Origin of the sequence: Amycolatopsis halotolerans (genome assembly GCF_042647905.1) — a bacterium.
Classification (GTDB): domain Bacteria; phylum Actinomycetota; class Actinomycetes; order Mycobacteriales; family Pseudonocardiaceae; genus Amycolatopsis; species Amycolatopsis halotolerans.
In genome coordinates, this window is record NZ_JBHRWI010000035.1 from 68,178 (window position 1) to 85,124 (window position 16,947).

General features: G+C 68.5%; 12 protein-coding genes. 8 read left to right on the top strand and 4 right to left on the bottom strand.

All coding sequences use genetic code 11. The features are described from left to right. Positions 1-908 precede the first annotated feature (908 nt). Both ACFORO_RS28630 and ACFORO_RS28635 read left to right on the top strand, forming a co-directional pair. A complete protein-coding gene (locus ACFORO_RS28630; protein WP_377872154.1) occupies positions 909-1,517 on the top strand; it encodes a hypothetical protein in 609 nt (202 codons plus the stop codon). A gap of 7 nt (positions 1,518-1,524) precedes the next feature. Beyond that, positions 1,525-2,106: a DinB family protein gene (locus tag ACFORO_RS28635; RefSeq protein ID WP_377896665.1), complete on the top strand. Its 582-nt coding sequence runs from the start codon at positions 1,525-1,527 to the stop codon at positions 2,104-2,106. Positions 2,107-3,064: 958 nt separating this feature from the next. Here ACFORO_RS28635 and ACFORO_RS28640 read toward each other — a convergent pair. The 3 genes from ACFORO_RS28640 to secA2 form a co-directional block, all read right to left on the bottom strand. Beyond that, a complete protein-coding gene (locus ACFORO_RS28640) occupies positions 3,065-3,598 on the bottom strand; it encodes a methylated-DNA--[protein]-cysteine S-methyltransferase (RefSeq protein ID WP_377872158.1) in 534 nt (177 codons plus the stop codon). A gap of 206 nt (positions 3,599-3,804) precedes the next feature. Further along, positions 3,805-5,526: an NAD+ synthase gene (locus tag ACFORO_RS28645; protein WP_354744692.1), complete on the bottom strand. Its 1,722-nt coding sequence runs from the start codon at positions 5,524-5,526 to the stop codon at positions 3,805-3,807. A gap of 345 nt (positions 5,527-5,871) precedes the next feature. After that, a complete protein-coding gene (secA2, locus tag ACFORO_RS28650; RefSeq protein WP_377872159.1) occupies positions 5,872-8,211 on the bottom strand; it encodes an accessory Sec system translocase SecA2 in 2,340 nt (779 codons plus the stop codon). A gap of 99 nt (positions 8,212-8,310) precedes the next feature. On the opposite strand from secA2, the gene ACFORO_RS28655 reads away from it, so the two are divergent. The 3 genes from ACFORO_RS28655 (at position 8,311) to ACFORO_RS28665 (ending at position 11,182) form a co-directional block, all read left to right on the top strand. After that, entirely contained in the window at positions 8,311-9,933 is a 1,623-nt protein-coding gene (locus ACFORO_RS28655) for an alpha/beta hydrolase (RefSeq protein ID WP_377872160.1), read from the top strand. A 333-nt stretch (positions 9,934-10,266) separates the two neighbouring features. Next, the gene (locus ACFORO_RS28660) at positions 10,267-10,710 is read left to right on the top strand and encodes an alpha/beta fold hydrolase (RefSeq protein WP_377872162.1); all 444 of its coding nucleotides are present in this window, start codon (positions 10,267-10,269) and stop codon (positions 10,708-10,710) included. A 151-nt stretch (positions 10,711-10,861) separates the two neighbouring features. Next, positions 10,862-11,182 carry an alpha/beta hydrolase gene (locus tag ACFORO_RS28665; protein WP_377872163.1) on the top strand — a complete coding sequence of 107 codons (321 nt, stop codon included), beginning with the start codon at positions 10,862-10,864 and terminating at the stop codon, positions 11,180-11,182. Here ACFORO_RS28665 and ACFORO_RS28670 read toward each other — a convergent pair. Further along, positions 11,179-11,814, bottom strand: coding sequence for an LppX_LprAFG lipoprotein (locus ACFORO_RS28670; protein ID WP_377872164.1), 636 nt, complete (start codon positions 11,812-11,814; stop codon positions 11,179-11,181). The genes ACFORO_RS28665 and ACFORO_RS28670 overlap by 4 nt on opposite strands. A gap of 92 nt (positions 11,815-11,906) precedes the next feature. Between ACFORO_RS28670 and ACFORO_RS28675 the strand changes: the two genes are divergently transcribed. The 3 genes from ACFORO_RS28675 to ACFORO_RS28685 all read left to right on the top strand — a co-directional run bounded on the left by ACFORO_RS28675 (position 11,907) and on the right by ACFORO_RS28685 (position 16,234). Further along, positions 11,907-13,196 (top strand): MFS transporter, encoded by a 1,290-nt coding sequence (locus tag ACFORO_RS28675; protein ID WP_354744682.1) that lies wholly within the window; start codon positions 11,907-11,909, stop codon positions 13,194-13,196. Between the two features lie 64 nt (positions 13,197-13,260). After that, positions 13,261-14,604, top strand: coding sequence for a type I glutamate--ammonia ligase (gene glnA, locus ACFORO_RS28680; protein WP_344288388.1), 1,344 nt, complete (start codon positions 13,261-13,263; stop codon positions 14,602-14,604). A gap of 43 nt (positions 14,605-14,647) precedes the next feature. Continuing rightward, positions 14,648-16,234 carry an amidase gene (locus ACFORO_RS28685; RefSeq protein WP_377872165.1) on the top strand — a complete coding sequence of 529 codons (1,587 nt, stop codon included), beginning with the start codon at positions 14,648-14,650 and terminating at the stop codon, positions 16,232-16,234. The last annotated feature ends 713 nt before the right edge of the window (positions 16,235-16,947 follow it).

Genomic DNA, 16,947 nt, shown 5'->3' on the forward strand with positions numbered 1-16,947 from the left:
TTGTAGTGCTCTGCTCTCGTGGGCCGTGGGCCGTGGGCCGTGGGCCGTGGGCCGTGGGCCGTGGGCCGTGGGCCGTGGGCCGTGGGCCGTGGGCCGTGGGCCGTGGGCCGTGGGCCGTGGGCCGTGGGCCGTGTCGGCAATTGCAGACAGCGCACCCCGCCACCGCTCGCCGAAATCCGCAGCCACAAGAACCCGCCGCTTCCGATGGCTCGCAGATGTCGGCGCTCGCAGACGGGGCCCCAGAGATCCGCCTCGGTCACTGGCGTTGGCCACCGGTGTCGGCGATTGCAGACGTAGTGCCTGGCTAGCCATCCGAAGAATTCGTGGTCGCAATCGCCTCGCCGCTGCCGTCGATCCCGCAGATGTCGGCAACTGCAGACACGCCGCTGCCATCCGCGCAAGACCGTGGGCCAGGCACTCCACCCGCAGGTCACCGGCCGTCCACCATCGCCCGCGGTCAGCCGCCCAGTCCATTCCCGTGGCCAGCCGTCCCGGTGCTTTCCGCGGCTAGTCACCTCAAAACCTCGCAGCCGTCCGGTGTCGTGAAACGCCACGGCCATCCGGCCTCGCGATATCCCACAGCCGTCCGGCGTCGCGGACCCCCGCACCCGTCGGGCGTCGCGGAACCCGGCGGCCGTCAGGCCTTGCCGCCCTGTCCTCCCACCACGCCGGGCCGCCCGCGGTGTCCCCTCCCGGCTCCCGCCCCAGCCTCCGCAACCCCCGGCCAATTTCTGAACGTCTCTCACGTTCGAGGCAGGTATTGGCAGCCCGTCAACCATGATCCGGTAGCCTCCCCCAAGGATTCGGTGCGTGAGTTCGTGGTAGCGGATGGTGTCCGGAACCTCCGGTAAGTCACGGGTGTGACACCATCCGGCACTTCGTCGCAGAGATTCGCTTAGGGTGGGCAAGTGCGTGCTGCGCGGGTGGCTTTGATAGTCCTGCTCGGACTGGGTTTGGCGGGATATTCCGCGTGGCTGCTGGAGTTCTTCATGCAGACCGGGGTGTCGGCGACCGATCAGCCGGTCTGGGATTTGTTCTACGCGCAACCGGTCTTCCGCATCGCGACGGGCATCGGCGGCCTGGCCTTTTTCCTCACCGGACCGGCCCTGATGCGGCTCGCGCCGGCCCATTGGAGCGGGCGGCTGACGTCCGTTTCGGTGTCGGTGTTCGGCATCGTGCTGATGGTGTGCGCGGGCGTCCCGGAGACGGTGGTGACTCCGAACCTGCTGAGCGCGGCTGTCGCAGTCGGCGCGTTCAGCCTGATCTTCTGGTGGCCGTCCGGTTGGCGAGCCTGTGCGGTGGGTTGCCTGGTAGTCGTGCTGGTCGCGTGGGCGCTGGTGGTGGTGTCGACGCTGGCCGGGCACCTGGAGGGCGTGTTCACCAGGATTCAGCTAGTGGTGCACGCGGCGCAGGTCGTGATCGGCGGCGCGTACGTCATGCAGACCCCGGTTCCGGTCCGCGGCCGAAAATTGTCGGTGGCGGGTGCGATGCTGCGGAGCAACAGACACCGGAAGTGAGGCCACCATGGCTGGCAAAGTCTCCCCAACCCCTGACGAACGCGGCGGTTTGCTCGGTTTCCTGGCCCAGCAGCGGCAAGCGGTGAAGACCGCCGCGTACGGCCTGACCGACGAGCAGGCGCGCGCCGTGCCCAGCGCGAGCGCCCTGAGCGTCGGCGGGCTGCTGAAACACGTGTCGTCCACCGAAAGCGACTGGATTGACCACGTGCTGCGCATCCCGCCGAAGCCTTTCGCCGAAAGCATGGCGACCTACCAGGAAAACTACCGCCTCGGCCCGGACGAGACGCTGGAGTCGGCCATCGCGGCCTACGACCAAGTCGCCGCCCGCACCGAAGAGGTCATCGCCGGGGTCGAGGACCTGAACCAGGAAGTCCCGGTCCCGAAGGACGTGCCCTGGTTCCCGGACGACGTGTCGGCCTGGTCCGTCCGCTGGGTGCTGCTGCACCTGATCGAGGAAACCGCCCGCCACGCCGGCCACACCGACATCGTCCGCGAATCCTTGGACGGTGCCACAGCCATGCCCCTGCAAGCCGCGGCAGAGGGCTGGCCGGAGACGGACTGGCTGAAGCCGTGGAAACCGGCGGAATGAGCTGAGTTTCGCTGATCGTTCGCCCGGCCAGCCGCGATGGTCGAGCCAATCCGAGCCGGGCTGGCCGAAGGTGGGCCAGCAGCGACGGTCGAGCTAGGCGGGATTGGCTGGCTGAAGCGGGCTGCTGCTTAGCCGTGGCGGGTGAGCCGGGAGCGTTTGACTGGCTGGCTGAGGTTGGCGGGCGGGCCAGGTGACGGTTGAGCTAGGCGAGTTGGGTTGGCTGAAGGTCGGTCGACTGTGACCGTTGGGCTAAGCGAGTTGGCGTGGCTGGAGGTTGGTCGGCCGTGACGGTTGAGCTAAGCGAGTCGGGTTGGCTGAAGGTCGGTCGACTGTGACCGTTGGGCTAAGCGAGTCGGGCCAGCTGAAGGTCGGTCGGCCGTGATGAGTGAGCTCGGAGCGTTGGGCTCGCTCTAGGTCGGGTTGGCCGGTCGCCGTGCCAATAGCGGCCGAGTCAGACCGGGTGGCTTGGTTGGCTGTCGGGCCGGGTGCAGCTGACTGCAACGGTTGGGGCGTGCGGCCCGCTGGGGCGAGCGATTCCTCCGGGCGGACTGCTTCGGTCGGCTGCGGCGGTCAACTCACTGGCTTGGCTGGCGAGAGGCCTGAGCTGGAACGGGTGGGTGGCTGGCGACGGACGAGCCATGGGGGAGTGGCTTTCAGCTGGCTGAAATGACTGAGCCAGGGGGCTGGATCGTGCTTGACCAGTTGCGGACGTCGTGATCGTCGGCTGGTTGGCCGCGGGACCAACGAACTGTCGACCGGGCAGCCTTAACCGCCTGCGGTCTTTGCGCGGCACATGGGTGCACTCGGTTGGGAACCTGCGGCACTGGGGGTGCGGCTGGATTCGAACCGAGTGCGCCAAGGCTTCAGCGTGCTCAGACGCTCCGAATAACAGCCGGGCAAGCCTTCAGCGAGCCTCCCGACCGGCCCGCAAGGCAGGCCAGCTCCCGCACCCACCCCGTCAGAACAGCGTCGGTTCCTCCGGAAACGCCCCTTCGATCACCAACATCCGCCGCTTAGTCGCAACCCCGCCCGGCGCCGAGAAGCCGCCGGTGTTCTTGCCTGCTCCCAAAACCCGGTGGCACGGCACGATGATCGGGAACGGATTGTTCCCCATCGCCTGTCCGACAGCCTGCGCGGAACCCGGCGCACCCAGCTGATGCGCGATATCCCCGTACGTCAGGACTTTCCCCGGCGGAATAGCCCGCGCGACGTCGTACGCCCGCCGGTTGAAGTCCGGTACGTCCCGGTAATCCAACGGTGCCGCACGCAGATCGCGAGCCTCGCCCGACAGCAGCGCGACAACATCCGCCACCACCGCGCGAAGTTCCTCCGGCACCGGCGATTCCACCGCGTCCGGGAAGCGGGTCGCGAGGTGCGCGCGCGTCCGCTCAGCCGTGCTTCCGGGCAGTGCGGTTCCGATCACCGCACCGTCCTGCCAGGCGAGGCCGCACGCCCCGATCGGGGTGTCGAACACCGTGTACCCAACCGTCATACCGCCCAGCGTACGACCCGGCACCGACAGAAACTGGCGAGAAAACGACACGACCCTGGAGCCGCGGCGAACCCGGTCAGCGACGATGAAGACGAAGGCGACCGCGACAACCGGCCAGGCCGCGAACCCCGGTCAGGCCGCGAACCCCGGGCCAGGCCGCCAACCCCGGCCAGACCGCGAACCCCGGGCCAGGCCGCGAACCCCGGTCAGGACTTCCGTTCCCGCCACCCGTTCGTCATCGGAAGCCGCCGATCGCGGCCGAAGGCCTTGAACGTGATCTTCGTGCCCGGCGGGTACTGCCGCCGCTTGTACTCGGCTCGGTCGACCAGGCGTACGACCCGGTCGATCGTCTCCGGGTCGAAGCCCGCCTCGATCAGGTCCGCGTAGCCGCGGTCGTTCTCGACGTAATCGTCCAGGACGTCGTCCAGCAACTCGTAATCCGGTAGCGAGTCCGAGTCCTTCTGGTCCGGCCGCAGCTCCGCCGACGGCGGCTTCGTGATCGAGTTTTCCGGGATCGGCGGCGTTTCCCCGCGCTTGGCCGCTTCCTCGTTCCGCCACCGCGCCAGCTGCCACACGTGGGTCTTGAACAAGTCCTTGATCGGCGCGAAAGCTCCGACCGCGTCACCGTAAATAGTCGAGTAGCCGACGGCCAGTTCGGTCTTGTTGCCGGTCGCCAGCACCAGGTGGCCGTCCAAATTGGACAGAGCCATCAGCAGCATCCCGCGCACCCGCGCCTGGATGTTCTCCTCCGCGAGCCCGGTCAGCTGCAACTGATTGACATACACGTCCACCATGTCGCCGATCGGCTCGACCCGGTAGTGCGCACCGATCCGCTCCGCCAAGTCCGAAGCGTCATCCCGCGAGTGCGACGACGAGTACTTCGACGGCATCGAAACGCCGTACACGTTGTCCCCGCCGAGTGCGTCCGCCGCCAGTGCCGCGCAGACCGCCGAGTCGATTCCGCCCGAGAAGCCGAACGTGACCGACGAGAAGCCGTTCTTGTGCACGTAATCGCGCAGCCCGACGACCAGCGCCGACCACACCTCGGCCTCGTCCGACAGCGGTTCGCTGATCGTCGGAGCGACCAGCGGCGAGTACTCAACCAGCGGCGAGTCGTTCAACACCCGCCGGTGCACTTCCAGCCCGTCGAAAGAGCCCGTGGCGGCGGCACTGGCGACAGGCAGGTCCAAGTCCAGCACCAGCAGGTGCTCCACGAACTGCGGTGCCCGCGCGAGCAAAGTCCCGTCCGCGCCGACCACCAGCGAGTCGCCGTCGAAAACCAGATCGTCCTGTCCGCCGACCTGGTTCGTGTACACCAGCGGCGCGCCCGCCTCGGCCGCGCGCCGGGCGATCAGCGGCAGCCGCTGTTCGTCCTTCGACCGCTCGTACGGCGACGCGTTCGGCGCGACCACCAGGTCGACCCCGGCCTTGCCCAGCGCGGAGATCGGGCCGCCGTCCTGCCAGATGTCCTCGCAGATCACCATGCCGATGTCGACGCCGTGCAGCCGCAGCACCTCGAGTTCGGTGCCCGGTTTGAAGTACCGGTGCTCGTCGAACACCCCGTAGTTCGGCAGGTGGTGCTTGAACTGCCGGGCGACGACCTCGCCGCGGTACAGCGCCGCCGCGGCGTCGCGCGGGCCGATTTCGTCGTGGTCGAGGTAGCCGACGTACGCGAGCACGTCGCCGCAGCCTGCCTCGTCGAGCCGGCGCGCCAGTTCGGTCACCGAGCGCCGGGACGCGTCGGCGAACGTGCGCCGGAGCGTGAGGTCCTCGACCGGATAACCGGTCTGGGACATCTCCGGGAACACGACGACGTGCGCGCCCGCCTCGGCGGCCTTGCGGGTCCACTCGACGGTGAGCGCGGTGTTCCCGTCGATGTCGCCGACGGTGGTGTTGACCTGGGCCAGTGCGATGCGCAGTTGCGGCATGCCGCCATTCTGTCCCACCGCACCGACAGAAACTACGCAGAGGTGAGCCAGAGAACGGCGAAGGGCCCCTCACCCGCGAGACCAGGAACTTGAGATGGCGATGTGGGCGCGCTCCCGGCTCGGCTGGTCGCCAGGCTGAGTGCAGGTCGCTGTGGGCTGCGGACCCGGGAACGGAAGCCGGGTTGTGGTCCGTGAGGGGAACCCTGAGGGAATCAGATTCCCTCAGGGTTCCCCTCACGGACTTCGAGACCTGGCCACATGGTGACAAATCAGGCCTTCCGGCCTGCGGCTTAAGTTCCCGGCGTGGCCCCTCACCCGCGGCGAGAGGCCCTTCGAAAGAAGGAATCAGGACTTCTTCATCCGCATCATGCTGCGCACCTTCTTGACCGTCTGCTCGAAGTCCGAGTCGAACGGGTTGTCGTGCACCAGGTACGTCCACGTCGTGTTCGCCCGCCGCACGCCGACCTCCTCGAGGTCGAGGCCGTCGTCGGTGATCTCGGCTTCCTCGAGCGTCTTCGCCGCGCGCGAGGCGGATTCGGCGATGATCTTGTGGAACTCCGGGATCGCCGCGCGGTGGAACTCGTCCAGCGGCGTCTCGCGGGCCAGCGCGCGCAGGTGGATGCTCTCGCGCACGTCGGTGAGGTACGCCAGGTGGTCCGACCACAGCTGGTCGAGGTGGAACAGCCGGACCTCGCGGCACACCTGCTCGAGCCGGTCGGAGTCGTCCAGCTTTTCCTTCAGCTCGGCGAACTTCTCCGGCTGGGCCTTCTCCAGCTCCTCGGCCGCGAGCCCGGTGTGCAGCACCTTGTCGCGGTGCTCCAGCAGCTCGGCGCGCTGCCGCTCGATCAGCCGGGTGTAGCGCCAGGTGTTGCGGTGGATCTCCAGGTCGACGCCCTCGGCCACGCGCTGGGCGTGGTTGAGCTGCCGGTGCGCGGCCGGGTCGGTGATCTCGCCGGTCTCGGTGTCCGCGTCGATGCCGTCGGGCAGATCCGGCGCGTTCGACAGCACGAGGTCGTCGTTGAGGCTCGCGAAGAAGATCGCGCTGCCCGGGTCGCCCTGCCGTCCGGAGCGGCCGCGCAGCTGCCCGTCGAGGCGGCTCGACGGATACCGCGCGGTGCCGATCACGTGCAGGCCGCCCAGCTCGGCGACCTCTTCGCGGGTCGTGCCGTCGCTGCCGCCGAGCCGGATGTCGGTACCGCGACCGGCCATCTGCGTGGACACGGTGACCGCGCCCTTCTTGCCCGCCTCGGCGATGATCGCGGCCTCTTCGGCGTCGTTGCGCGCGTTCAGCACGACGCACGGCAGTTCGGCCTTCGCCAGCTTCTCCGCCAGCTCCTCGGACTCGGCGACGTCCTGGGTGCCGACGAGGATCGGCCGCCCGGTCTCGTGCACCGTGCGGATCTCCTCCTCGATCGCGCGCAGTTTCTGCGACGGCGAGGCGAAAACGCGGTCCTGCTGGTCCTCGCGGACGTTCGGGGTGTTCGGCGGGATCACCGCGACCTCGAGCTTGTAGAACTCGCGCAGCTGCTCGGCGACCGCGACGGCGGTACCGGTCATGCCCGCGACCTCGGGGTAGCGCGCGAGCAGCGCCTGCACGGTGATCGAGTCGAGAATCTCGCCCCGGTCAGTCGCGGTGACCTGCTCCTTCGCCTCGACCGCGGCCTGGAGGCCGTCCGGCCAGCGCTGCAGTTCGGCGACGCGGCCGCGGGCGGCGTTGATCAGCTGCACCTTGCCGTCGCGGACCAGGTAGTCGACGTCGCGGGTGAGCAGCGCGTGCGCGTGCAGGGCGACGTTCACCGCGGCGAGCCGGTCCGAACCGGATTCGTCGTACAGGTCGACGCCGCCGAGCGACTTCTCCACGACCGACGCGCCGGCGCTGGTCAGCCACGCGTTGCGGCCCTCGGAGTCGGTCTCGTAGTGCAGGCCGAGGCGCAGCCGCCGGACGATCTTGGCGACCTCCTCGTCGGCGTCGTTGTGGTCGATCGAACCGGCCATGACCAGCGGCACCCGCGCCTCGTCGACCAGCACCGAGTCGGCCTCGTCGACGATCGCCACCTCGGGAGCCTTCTGCACCAGGTCGTCGGCGTTGGTGACGAGCCGGTCGCGCAGCACGTCGAAGCCGATCTCGGCGACCGCGCCGTAGGTGACCTCCTTGCCGTAGGCCTCCTTGCGCTCCTCCTTCGAGTGCGCCGGTTCGATCCAGCCGACGGTGACGCCGAGCAGGTCGTACACCGGGCCCATCCACTCCGCGTCGCGGCGGGCGAGGTAGTCGTTGACCGTGACCACGTGCACCCGGCGCCCGCGCAGCGCGTACCCGGCTCCGGCCAGCGCGCCGGCGAGCGTCTTGCCCTCACCGGTCTCCATCTGCACGACGTGCCCGGTGAGCAGGCCCATGGTGCCGAGCAACTGGACGTCGAAGGCCCGCTCGCCGAGCTTGCGCCGGGCGGCCTCGCGGCCGAGCGCGCAGATCTCGATCAGCTGGCTGTCGGTGAACGAGGCGGCCCCGCCGATGGCGTCCCGCAGCTTGCCCGCGCGCTCGGTGAGCTCGGCGTCCTCGAGCTTCTCCAGCTCCGGTTCGAGCTTCTCGACGGCGGGCAGCAGCGCCTCGTAACGGGTCAGCTCGACGCTGCCCGGCCGCTGGATGATCCGGCGGAGCCGCTTGCCCACCCGGCTGATCAGTGCCACGCCTGGTCTCCTCGTGTCGATGTGTCTCCGGTCGCACCCGCACTGCCCAACGCGCCGACGGTGCGTTCGAGTTCCGCGCCCGGATGGCACGATCAAACCGTGCCACGTCATCCCAGCGCCAGCCCGAAAGTCCATCCGTTCGTCGCGTTAGCGGCTGCCGGCCTGCTCGCGACCACGCTCGCGGCGTGCGCGTCCAAGCCCGACCAGGCCGCGCTCGCGCCGACGGTCGAATCGCACGCGCCGGTGGGCCCGGTGCCCGCCGGACTGTCGCGGTTCTACGGGCAGAGCGTGTCCTGGTCCGCGTGTGCACCCTACGCGACCTCGGACGACGCGCGATCCGCCTTCAAGGCGCAGGGAATCGAGTGCGGACGGCTCACGGTCCCGTTGAACTATGACAAACCGGACGGCCAGACGATCACCATCGGCGTGCTGCGCCACCGCGCGAGCGATCCGGGCCAGAAAATCGGTTCGCTCGTGGTGAACCCGGGCGGACCGGGCGCTTCGGGCATGGTCGCCGCGGCGGGCCTGATGGACCAGGTGTCGAAGTCCGACCTGGGCGACCGGTTCGATCTCGTCGGTTTCGACCCGCGGGGGATCGGGGCCAGCGAACCGCAGATCAAATGCCTGACCGGACCCGAGCGCGACGCCGACCGCGCCGACGACAGCGAGACCGACGGTTCTCCCGCTGGCGTCGCGAAGCAGGAGACGGAACAGAAGGACTTCGCCGCGAAGTGCACACAGCGGACGAAGTACGGCGACGACATGCTCGCGCACGTCGGCACGCGCGACGTCGTTAAGGACATGGACGTGCTGCGAAGCGTCCTAGGCGACGAGAAGCTCACGTACCTCGGTTACTCGTACGGCACGCGCATCGGATCCACGTACGCGGAGACCTTCCCGAAGAACGTGCGCGCGCTCGTTCTCGACGGTGCTGTCGACCCGACGCAAAGCCCGGAAGACTCACTAGTCGCGCAGGGCAAAGGCTTCGGCGGAGCGTTCAATGAGTTCGCGAAGTGGTGCGCGGCGCGTCAGGACTGCGCGCTCGGCAACAACCCGGCTGACGCGACGAAGCAGTTCCAAGACCTCACGCGCCGGCTGATCGACTTCCCGGTGCCGGTGGGCGACGGCCGCAAGCTGTCGTACGACGACGCGACCACTGGTGCCATACAGTCCCTCTACCAGCAGAATCTCTGGGAGTACCTCAACACCGGGCTGAATGAGCTGAAGCTGCAGCGCGGCACGACGTTGGAGAAGCTCGCCGACATCTACAACGAGCGCAATCCGGACGGCAGCTACGGCACCACGCAGGACGCCTTCATCGCGATCCGCTGCGTCGACGACCCTCGCGTCACCGATCCGAAGCAGATCCTCGAAAGCCAGGAGAAATACGTAAAGGCGGCACCGTTCCTCGACGACGGCCGCCAAGCCAGCTCCGCTCGCGACGCGTGCGCGTTCTGGCCAGTGCCGAACACGTCGAAGCCGCACGAGCCGAACGTCGAAGGCCTGCCGAAGACCCTGACGATCTCGACGACGAACGACCCCGCGACGCCGTACCAGGCGGGCGTGAATCTCGCGAAGGCTCTGAAGGGTTCGCTGCTGACCTTCGAGGGGACGCAGCACACGGTGTTCCTTCAGGGCAACGCGTGCGTCGACAAGGCCGGTGCGGATTACCTGATCGACGGCACGACGCCGCCGGACGGCACTCGCTGTAAGGCCAACTGAGGTTGCGCTGGCTCGCGACGGTTGTGGTGGCGATGATGCTCGCCGCTACGGCTTGCGCGAGCCAGCGGGCAGCGCTCGATTGGGGACCGTGTGTGCCGTACGCGCAGACTGCTTTCGAGAAGGGTCTGTACGCGGATGAGTCGGTCGACTGTGCCCGGCTGACGGTGCCGCTCTACTACTCGAATCCGCAGGGGCGGACAGCGTCGATCGGTTTGCTGCGGCATCGGGCCACCGACCCGGCACACCGGATCGGGTCTCTCGTGCTCAACCCTGGCGGGCCAGGCAGTTCGGGGATGACTGCGGCGGCCACGTTGGCGCAGCCTGCCGGGACGCTTGCCCGGCGGCTGTCTCGAGAAGACCGGCGCGGAGTTCCTCGCGCACGTAGGCACGCGAGAAGTCGTACGCGACCTCGACGCGCTTCGTGCCGCCCTCGGCGACACGAAGCTCACGTACCTCGGCTACTCGTACGGCACACAGATCGGTTCGGCGTACGCAGAGGCGTATCCGGACAAGGTGCGGGCGATGGTCCTCGACGGTGCCATCGACCCCGCACAGAACTTGCCGCAGACACTGATCGCCCAAGCCGCCGGGTTTCAGGACGCCTTCACCCACTTCGCGCAGTGGTGCTCGAAGCGGCCTGGGTGCCCGCTAACCGGCGACGCGACCGCGGCCTTCCAGCGAATCGCCCGCCCTCCGGTTTCTGCGCTGCCCGGCCGCACGCTGTCCTTCGCCGACACCGTCACCGCGACGGAAGCCGCGCTCTACTCCCACGCGTAGCGGCGCGAAGCTGCTTCAGCTGGCCGACGACTACTACCAACGCGACGAGAACGGCCACTACAGCGGAGCTTTCGACGCCTACTACGCCGTCCGCTGCGTCGACTACGACCGCGTCACCGACCGCGCGACCATCGACGCCGCGCACCGCCAGATGCGCACTGGCGCACCGTTCCTCACCGGCAGCTCGCCTGACGCGGGCGAACTCGACACCTGCTCGACCTGGCCCGTACTGCCGGCCTCACGGCCGCACAGTCCGTCCGCGCCCGGCCTGCCGAAGACGCTCGTCATCTCGACCACGCACGACCCAGCTACGCCCTACCGTCAGGGCGTAGCGCTCGCGAAAGACCTCAACGCCGCACTGCTGACTGTCGACGACGTACAGCACGCAGCGTTCCTCAAAGGCAACGCCTGCGTCGACAAAGCGACAACGACCTACCTCAGCACGGCCATCGCCCGAGACGGCAACTGCTAGGGCTGCTGATCCGTCAGCAGCACCTCGTACATCACCGGGCTGTCGCGGTCCGTCGCCGGCGGCACCTGCAGCCACATCCGCGCGAAGCGGCGCGGTTCGGCCGCCGTCACCCAGATCTTCACGTTGACGTCCGCGTGGATCTGCGGCACCAGCGTCGCCGCGACAGCCTGGGGCACGGTCCCGCCGACGCGGTAGCCGTCGACGTGCTGGATCGTCTCGCGGATTTCGGTTTTCGGCTGCTGGAGCGAGCCGAGGAGGCGGATCAGGCCGCCGTGCGGGCCGAGGAACCGGCTGACCGGGAAAGTCGTGGGACCGCTCGTTTCGGCGCCCTTCGTGTCCTTGGCGGTCGCGGTGTGCCCGGAGACGGTGAACGAGAACGACCGATCGGTGAATTCCGCGCTGCCGCTCGCCTGCCCGCCGCTCTTGAGGGTCGCGTTGCCGACGAGCTTGGTCATCGGCAGGCCGGGCAGCACGCCGTTGACGCCGACCGAGAAGTGCAGGCTGCGGACCTGGGAGAAGTTCTCCTTGGCGGCGGCGAGCAATTCGTCCGCCGCGGGCAAGGGGGGTGCCGCGGTGCAACCGCCGACCAGCCCGAGGAGCAGCAGCGCCGGCAGGACACGTCGGCTGAGCATGGCCGTGAGCCTACTTGGTTGGCCCGATCCTTTCGGATGGTGTCCTTCCGGCCACTGTCGACAGAGCCCTGGGCACACCAGACTGACTGCTCGTGACCGTTGAGACTCGTCCTGCCCGCCGCCTGCACCGCGCCTGGTTCGTCGCGGCGGCCGCGTTCGTCGCCCTCCTCGCCGCCGCCGGCTTCCGCGCCGCGCCGGGTGTCCTGATCGATCCGCTGCACCAAGAGTTCGGTTGGTCCCGCGCCACGATCGGCTCCGCCGTCTCGGTCAACCTCGTCCTGTACGGCCTCTTCGCGCCCTTCGCGGCAGCGCTGATGGAGCGGTTCGGCATCCGCCGCGTCGCGGCTACCGCGCTGTGCGTTGTCGCTCTCGGCGCGGGCGGCACCGTCTTCATGAGCGCCAGCTGGCAGCTGATCCTTTGCTGGGGCGTGCTCGTCGGCCTCGGCACCGGCTCGATGGCGATGAGCTTCGCCGCGATGGTCGCGACGCGCTGGTTCGTGCGTCACCGCGGTGTCGTAACCGGCGTACTGACCGCCGCAGGAGCGACCGGACAGCTGATCTTCCTGCCATTGATCGCGTCGCTCGCGGTGGACGACGGCTGGCGTACTGCGTCCATGGTCATCGCCATCGCGGCTCTCGCGGTGGTCCCGGTCGTGCTGTTGGCCGTACGCGACCATCCTGCCGACGTCGGCGCTGTCGCGTACGGAGCGCCCGAAGGCACTGAAGTCGAGCGTCCTGCGCCGAAGGTCGGCACTGTCCGCCGAGGGTTGACGGTGCTGTTCCAGGCCGCGCGCACCCGTACGTTCTGGCTGCTCGCAGTCGGGTTCGCCATCTGCGGAGCGACCACGAACGGGTTGGTCAGTACGCACTTCGTCCCGGCCGCGCACGACCACGGCATGCCGCAGACGACCGCGGCGAGCCTGCTCGCGCTGGTCGGCGTCTTCGACGTGGTGGGAACGATCGCGTCGGGATGGCTCACCGACCGTGTCGACCCACGGATCCTGCTTGGCGTCTACTACGCGTTGCGGGGAGTTTCGCTCGCCCTGTTGCCGCAGCTGTTCACGAATTCGGTCCAGCCGAGCATGTGGGCGTTCATCCTCTTCTACGGCCTCGACTGGGTGGCGACCGTCCCGCCGACGGTCGCGCTCTGCATCCGCTCCTTCGGAGAAGCCGGGCCGATCGTGTTCGGCTGGGTCTTCGCCTGCCACCAGTTGGGCGCGGCCTTCGCCGCTTCCGCCGCAGGCGCGGTGCGCGACCAGCTCGGCGATTACGCGGTCGCCTGGTACGTCGCCGCGGGGCTCGCGGTCATCGCCTCGGTCGCGTCGCTGTCGATCACCCGGTCAAGCAAAACTCAGAAACCCCAGCTCGCACAACTCGCGTGAATCCGTCTCCGATGTGGGTGACCCGTGAAACATGGCGTTAACACGTGCTGGTTAGGGTTCGGCCATGGATCGCCAGCAGGAATTCGTGCTCCGCACTTTGGAAGAGCGCGACATCCGTTTCGTTCGCCTGTGGTTCACCGACGTGCTGGGATTTCTGAAGTCCGTCGCGGTCGCGCCCGCCGAACTGGAGGGCGCGTTCAGCGAGGGCATCGGTTTCGACGGCTCGGCCATCGAAGGGTTCGCGCGCGTCTACGAGTCGGACATGGTCGCCAAGCCCGACCCGTCCACGTTCCAGGTGCTGCCGTGGGAGACCCCGGAGGGCGGCCCGTACTCCGCGCGGATGTTCTGCGACATCGCGATGCCCGACGGTTCGCCGTCCTGGGCCGACCCGCGGCACGTGCTGCGCCGCCAGCTGTCGAAGGCCAGTGAAGCCGGGTTCACCTGCTACGTGCACCCGGAGATCGAGTTCTTCCTGCTCGCCAACCTCCCCGACGACGGCAGCGAGCCCGAGCCCGCCGACAACGGCGGCTACTTCGACCAGGCCAGCCACGCCACCGCCACGCACTTCCGCCGGCACGCGATCGAAACCCTCGAGGCGATGGGCATCTCGGTCGAGTTCAGCCATCACGAGGGCGCGCCGGGGCAGCAGGAAATTGACCTTCGCTACGCCGACGCCCTGACCATGGCCGACAACGTGATGACGTTCCGTTACGTCGTCAAGGAGGTCGCGCTGACCCAGGGCGTGCGCGCGACCTTCATGCCGAAGCCGTTCACCGACCAGCCCGGCTCCGGCATGCACACCCACGTCAGCCTGTTCGAAGGCGACCGCAATGCGTTCTACGACGCCGAGGACCCGCACGAGCTCTCCGAGACCGGCAAGGCGTTCGTCGCCGGCGTCCTGCACTACGCCAAGGAAATCTCCGCCGTCACCAATCAGTGGGTCAATTCCTACAAACGGCTGATCAGCGGCAGCGAGGCTCCGACGACGGTGTCGTGGGGGAGGGCGAACCGCTCGGCGCTCGTGCGCGTGCCGATGTACTCGCCGGGCAAGGCCTCGTCGCGGCGCGTGGAGATCCGGACGCTCGATTCGGCATGCAACCCGTACCTGGCCTACTCGGTGATACTGGCCGCGGGGCTGAAGGGCATCGAAAAGGGCTACGAGCTGCCGCCGCCCGCCGAGGACAACATCTGGCAGCTGTCGGACTCGGAACGCCGCGCCGCCGGCTACTCGCAGTTGCCGCAGAACCTCGGCGAGGCGCTCGCCGAGATGGAGAAGTCGGAGCTGCTGCCGGAAGCCCTCGGCGAGCACGTTTATGACTTCTTCTTGCGCAACAAGCGGGTTGAGTGGGACAACTACCGGAGCGCGGTCACTCCGTACGAGCTCCGGACCCTGTTGCCGATGCTCTGACGGGCCCCCGGGCCGTGCTCCGACGTTGGGGAGGCATCGGAACATGGGAAAAAGACTGCCCGCCGTACTCGCCGCACTGGTCGCGGCGGCGGGCTTGGCCACCGCGCCGCCGGCGGTCGCGATGCAGGATGAACCCGCGGTCGACGCGGCAGGCCTGCATTTCGACCTCGACCGCGCCGACATCCCGTTCCTGCAGCACCGGATGGCGACCGGACAGCTCACCCCGACCCGGCTGACCAGCGCGTACCTCGCCCGGATCCGGGTGCTGGACCCGAAGGTCAACGCCGTCCTCGCGCTCAACCCGGCCGCGCTCGCGCAAGCTGCGGCCAGCGACGTCCGGCACCGGACCGGCCGCACCCGCGGTCCGCTCGACGGGATCCCAGTGCTGGTCAAGGACAACGTCGACACCCAAGACCAGCAGACCACCGCCGGCTCGCGCGCGCTGCGGAGCCGGCCGGCGAAGGACGCCACGCTGATCACCCGGCTGCGCGACGCGGGCGCGGTGATCCTCGGCAAGGCGAACCTGTCGGAATGGGCGAACTTCCGCGCCGCGAAGCCGACTTCCGGCTGGTCCGGCGTCGGCGGGCAGACCAACAACCCGTACGTCCTGGACCACAACCCGTGCGGTTCGTCCGCCGGATCCGCGGCGGGCGTGGCCGCGTCGCTCGCGCAGGTCGCGATCGGCAGCGAGACCGACGGGTCGATCGTGTGCCCGGCAGGGATGACCGCCACCGTCGGGCACAAGCCGAGTCTCGGGCTCGTCAGCCGCACCGGCGTCGTGCCGATCTCCGCGGAACAGGACACGGCGGGACCCATCGCGCGCAACGTCGTAGACACCGCACTGACGCTCTCGGCGCTGCAGGGCCGCGACCCGTCCGACCCGGCCACTCTGCGCTACCCGTCGACCCAGCCGACCGACTACGCGAAACTCCTCCGCCCCGGCGTCCTGCGCGGCGCCCGGATCGGCCTGTGGCGGCTGCCGGTGCTCGGCCCGGACACAGATGCCGTGGTCAGCAAGACGAAAGCTTCGCTGGAACGCGCCGGCGCGACGGTCGTCGAGGTGACCCTGCCGTACCAAGACCGGCTCTCGGCGCTGGAGTTCCCGGCGCTGCTGACCGAGTTCCACCGCGACATCGACGCCTACCTCGCCACGCGCCCCACCGGCCCGCGGAACCTCGCGGACCTCGTCGCGTACAACCGCGCTGACCCGTTGGAACGCACCTGCTTCGCTGGTCAGGAACTGTTCGAGCAGGCGCTCGCCGCGCCCGGCCCGCAGGACCCGACCTACCTGAAGAACCGGGCCGAGCTGCAGGACCTGTCGCGCCGGTCCCTTGACGAGACCCTCGCGAAGTACGACCTGGACGCCATCGCGTCGCCGACGAACCCCCCTGCTTGGAAGACGGACTGCAAGGTCGGCGACAACGACGTGATCCCGTCCTCGACCCCGGCCGCCGTGGCGGGCTACCCGGCCGTCACGGTCCCGGCCGGTTCGGTCGGACCGCTGCCGGTGGGGATTTCGTTCATGGGCGGACAGTGGACGGACGGGAAGATGCTCGCCCTGGCCGCGGACTACACGCGGGTCGCGCCGGTTCGGGTTCCGCCTCGATACCTGCCCCGGTTGCCTGGGTAATCCCGTCGGGGTGCTGGTTTGTCGGCCGCCGGTCAGTGCACTGCACTGGCCGGCGGCTTTCGTTTTCGGCAGGCGCCGCTGCGGATCGAGTGGTCGGCAGTCGGCTGACCTGCGTAATCGGGTTGCGCGGGCGACCGCGAAGGAGTGGACTTGGGCTGGTTCGAGGGCTTGCGGGCGGAGACCTGGGTCACTCGAGGGCGTTCGGGAGCCCATCCGAGCGCTCCCGAACGCCCGCGAACCGGTCGAATCGGCCCGCTGTCAAGGCTCTGACCTGCGGCGATGCCGTTAAGTGACCCCCCTGTTTTCGGGTGGTTGGAAGGCATGTAATCTTCTCTTCGTCGCCAGGAACACCGGGCCGGCGGGGCCGAAAGCCTCACCGACCAGGAGCCAGGGCCGAGCGGGTTGACACCGCGAAACGGACCAGGTAATGTTCAGCGTCGGCCCACGAGCGGCCGCCGACTCCCTACGACTAGCTTGTAGGAACCGGCATGCTCGACCAAAAGCTTGAAATAACGCATCGAGCTTGGCCTGGTTGATTCCGGGGCTGGTTCGGGGTGTGTTGCTTGAGAACTCAACAGTGTGCTAGTGAACTAAGCCAGTAGAGCTTAATTTGAAACCCCCTCGTCGGGGTTTCCTTTGAGAATATGATTGAGAATAGTCTCGATCGAACTTTACAGCATTGTTGGAGAGTTTGATCCTGGCTCAGGACGAAC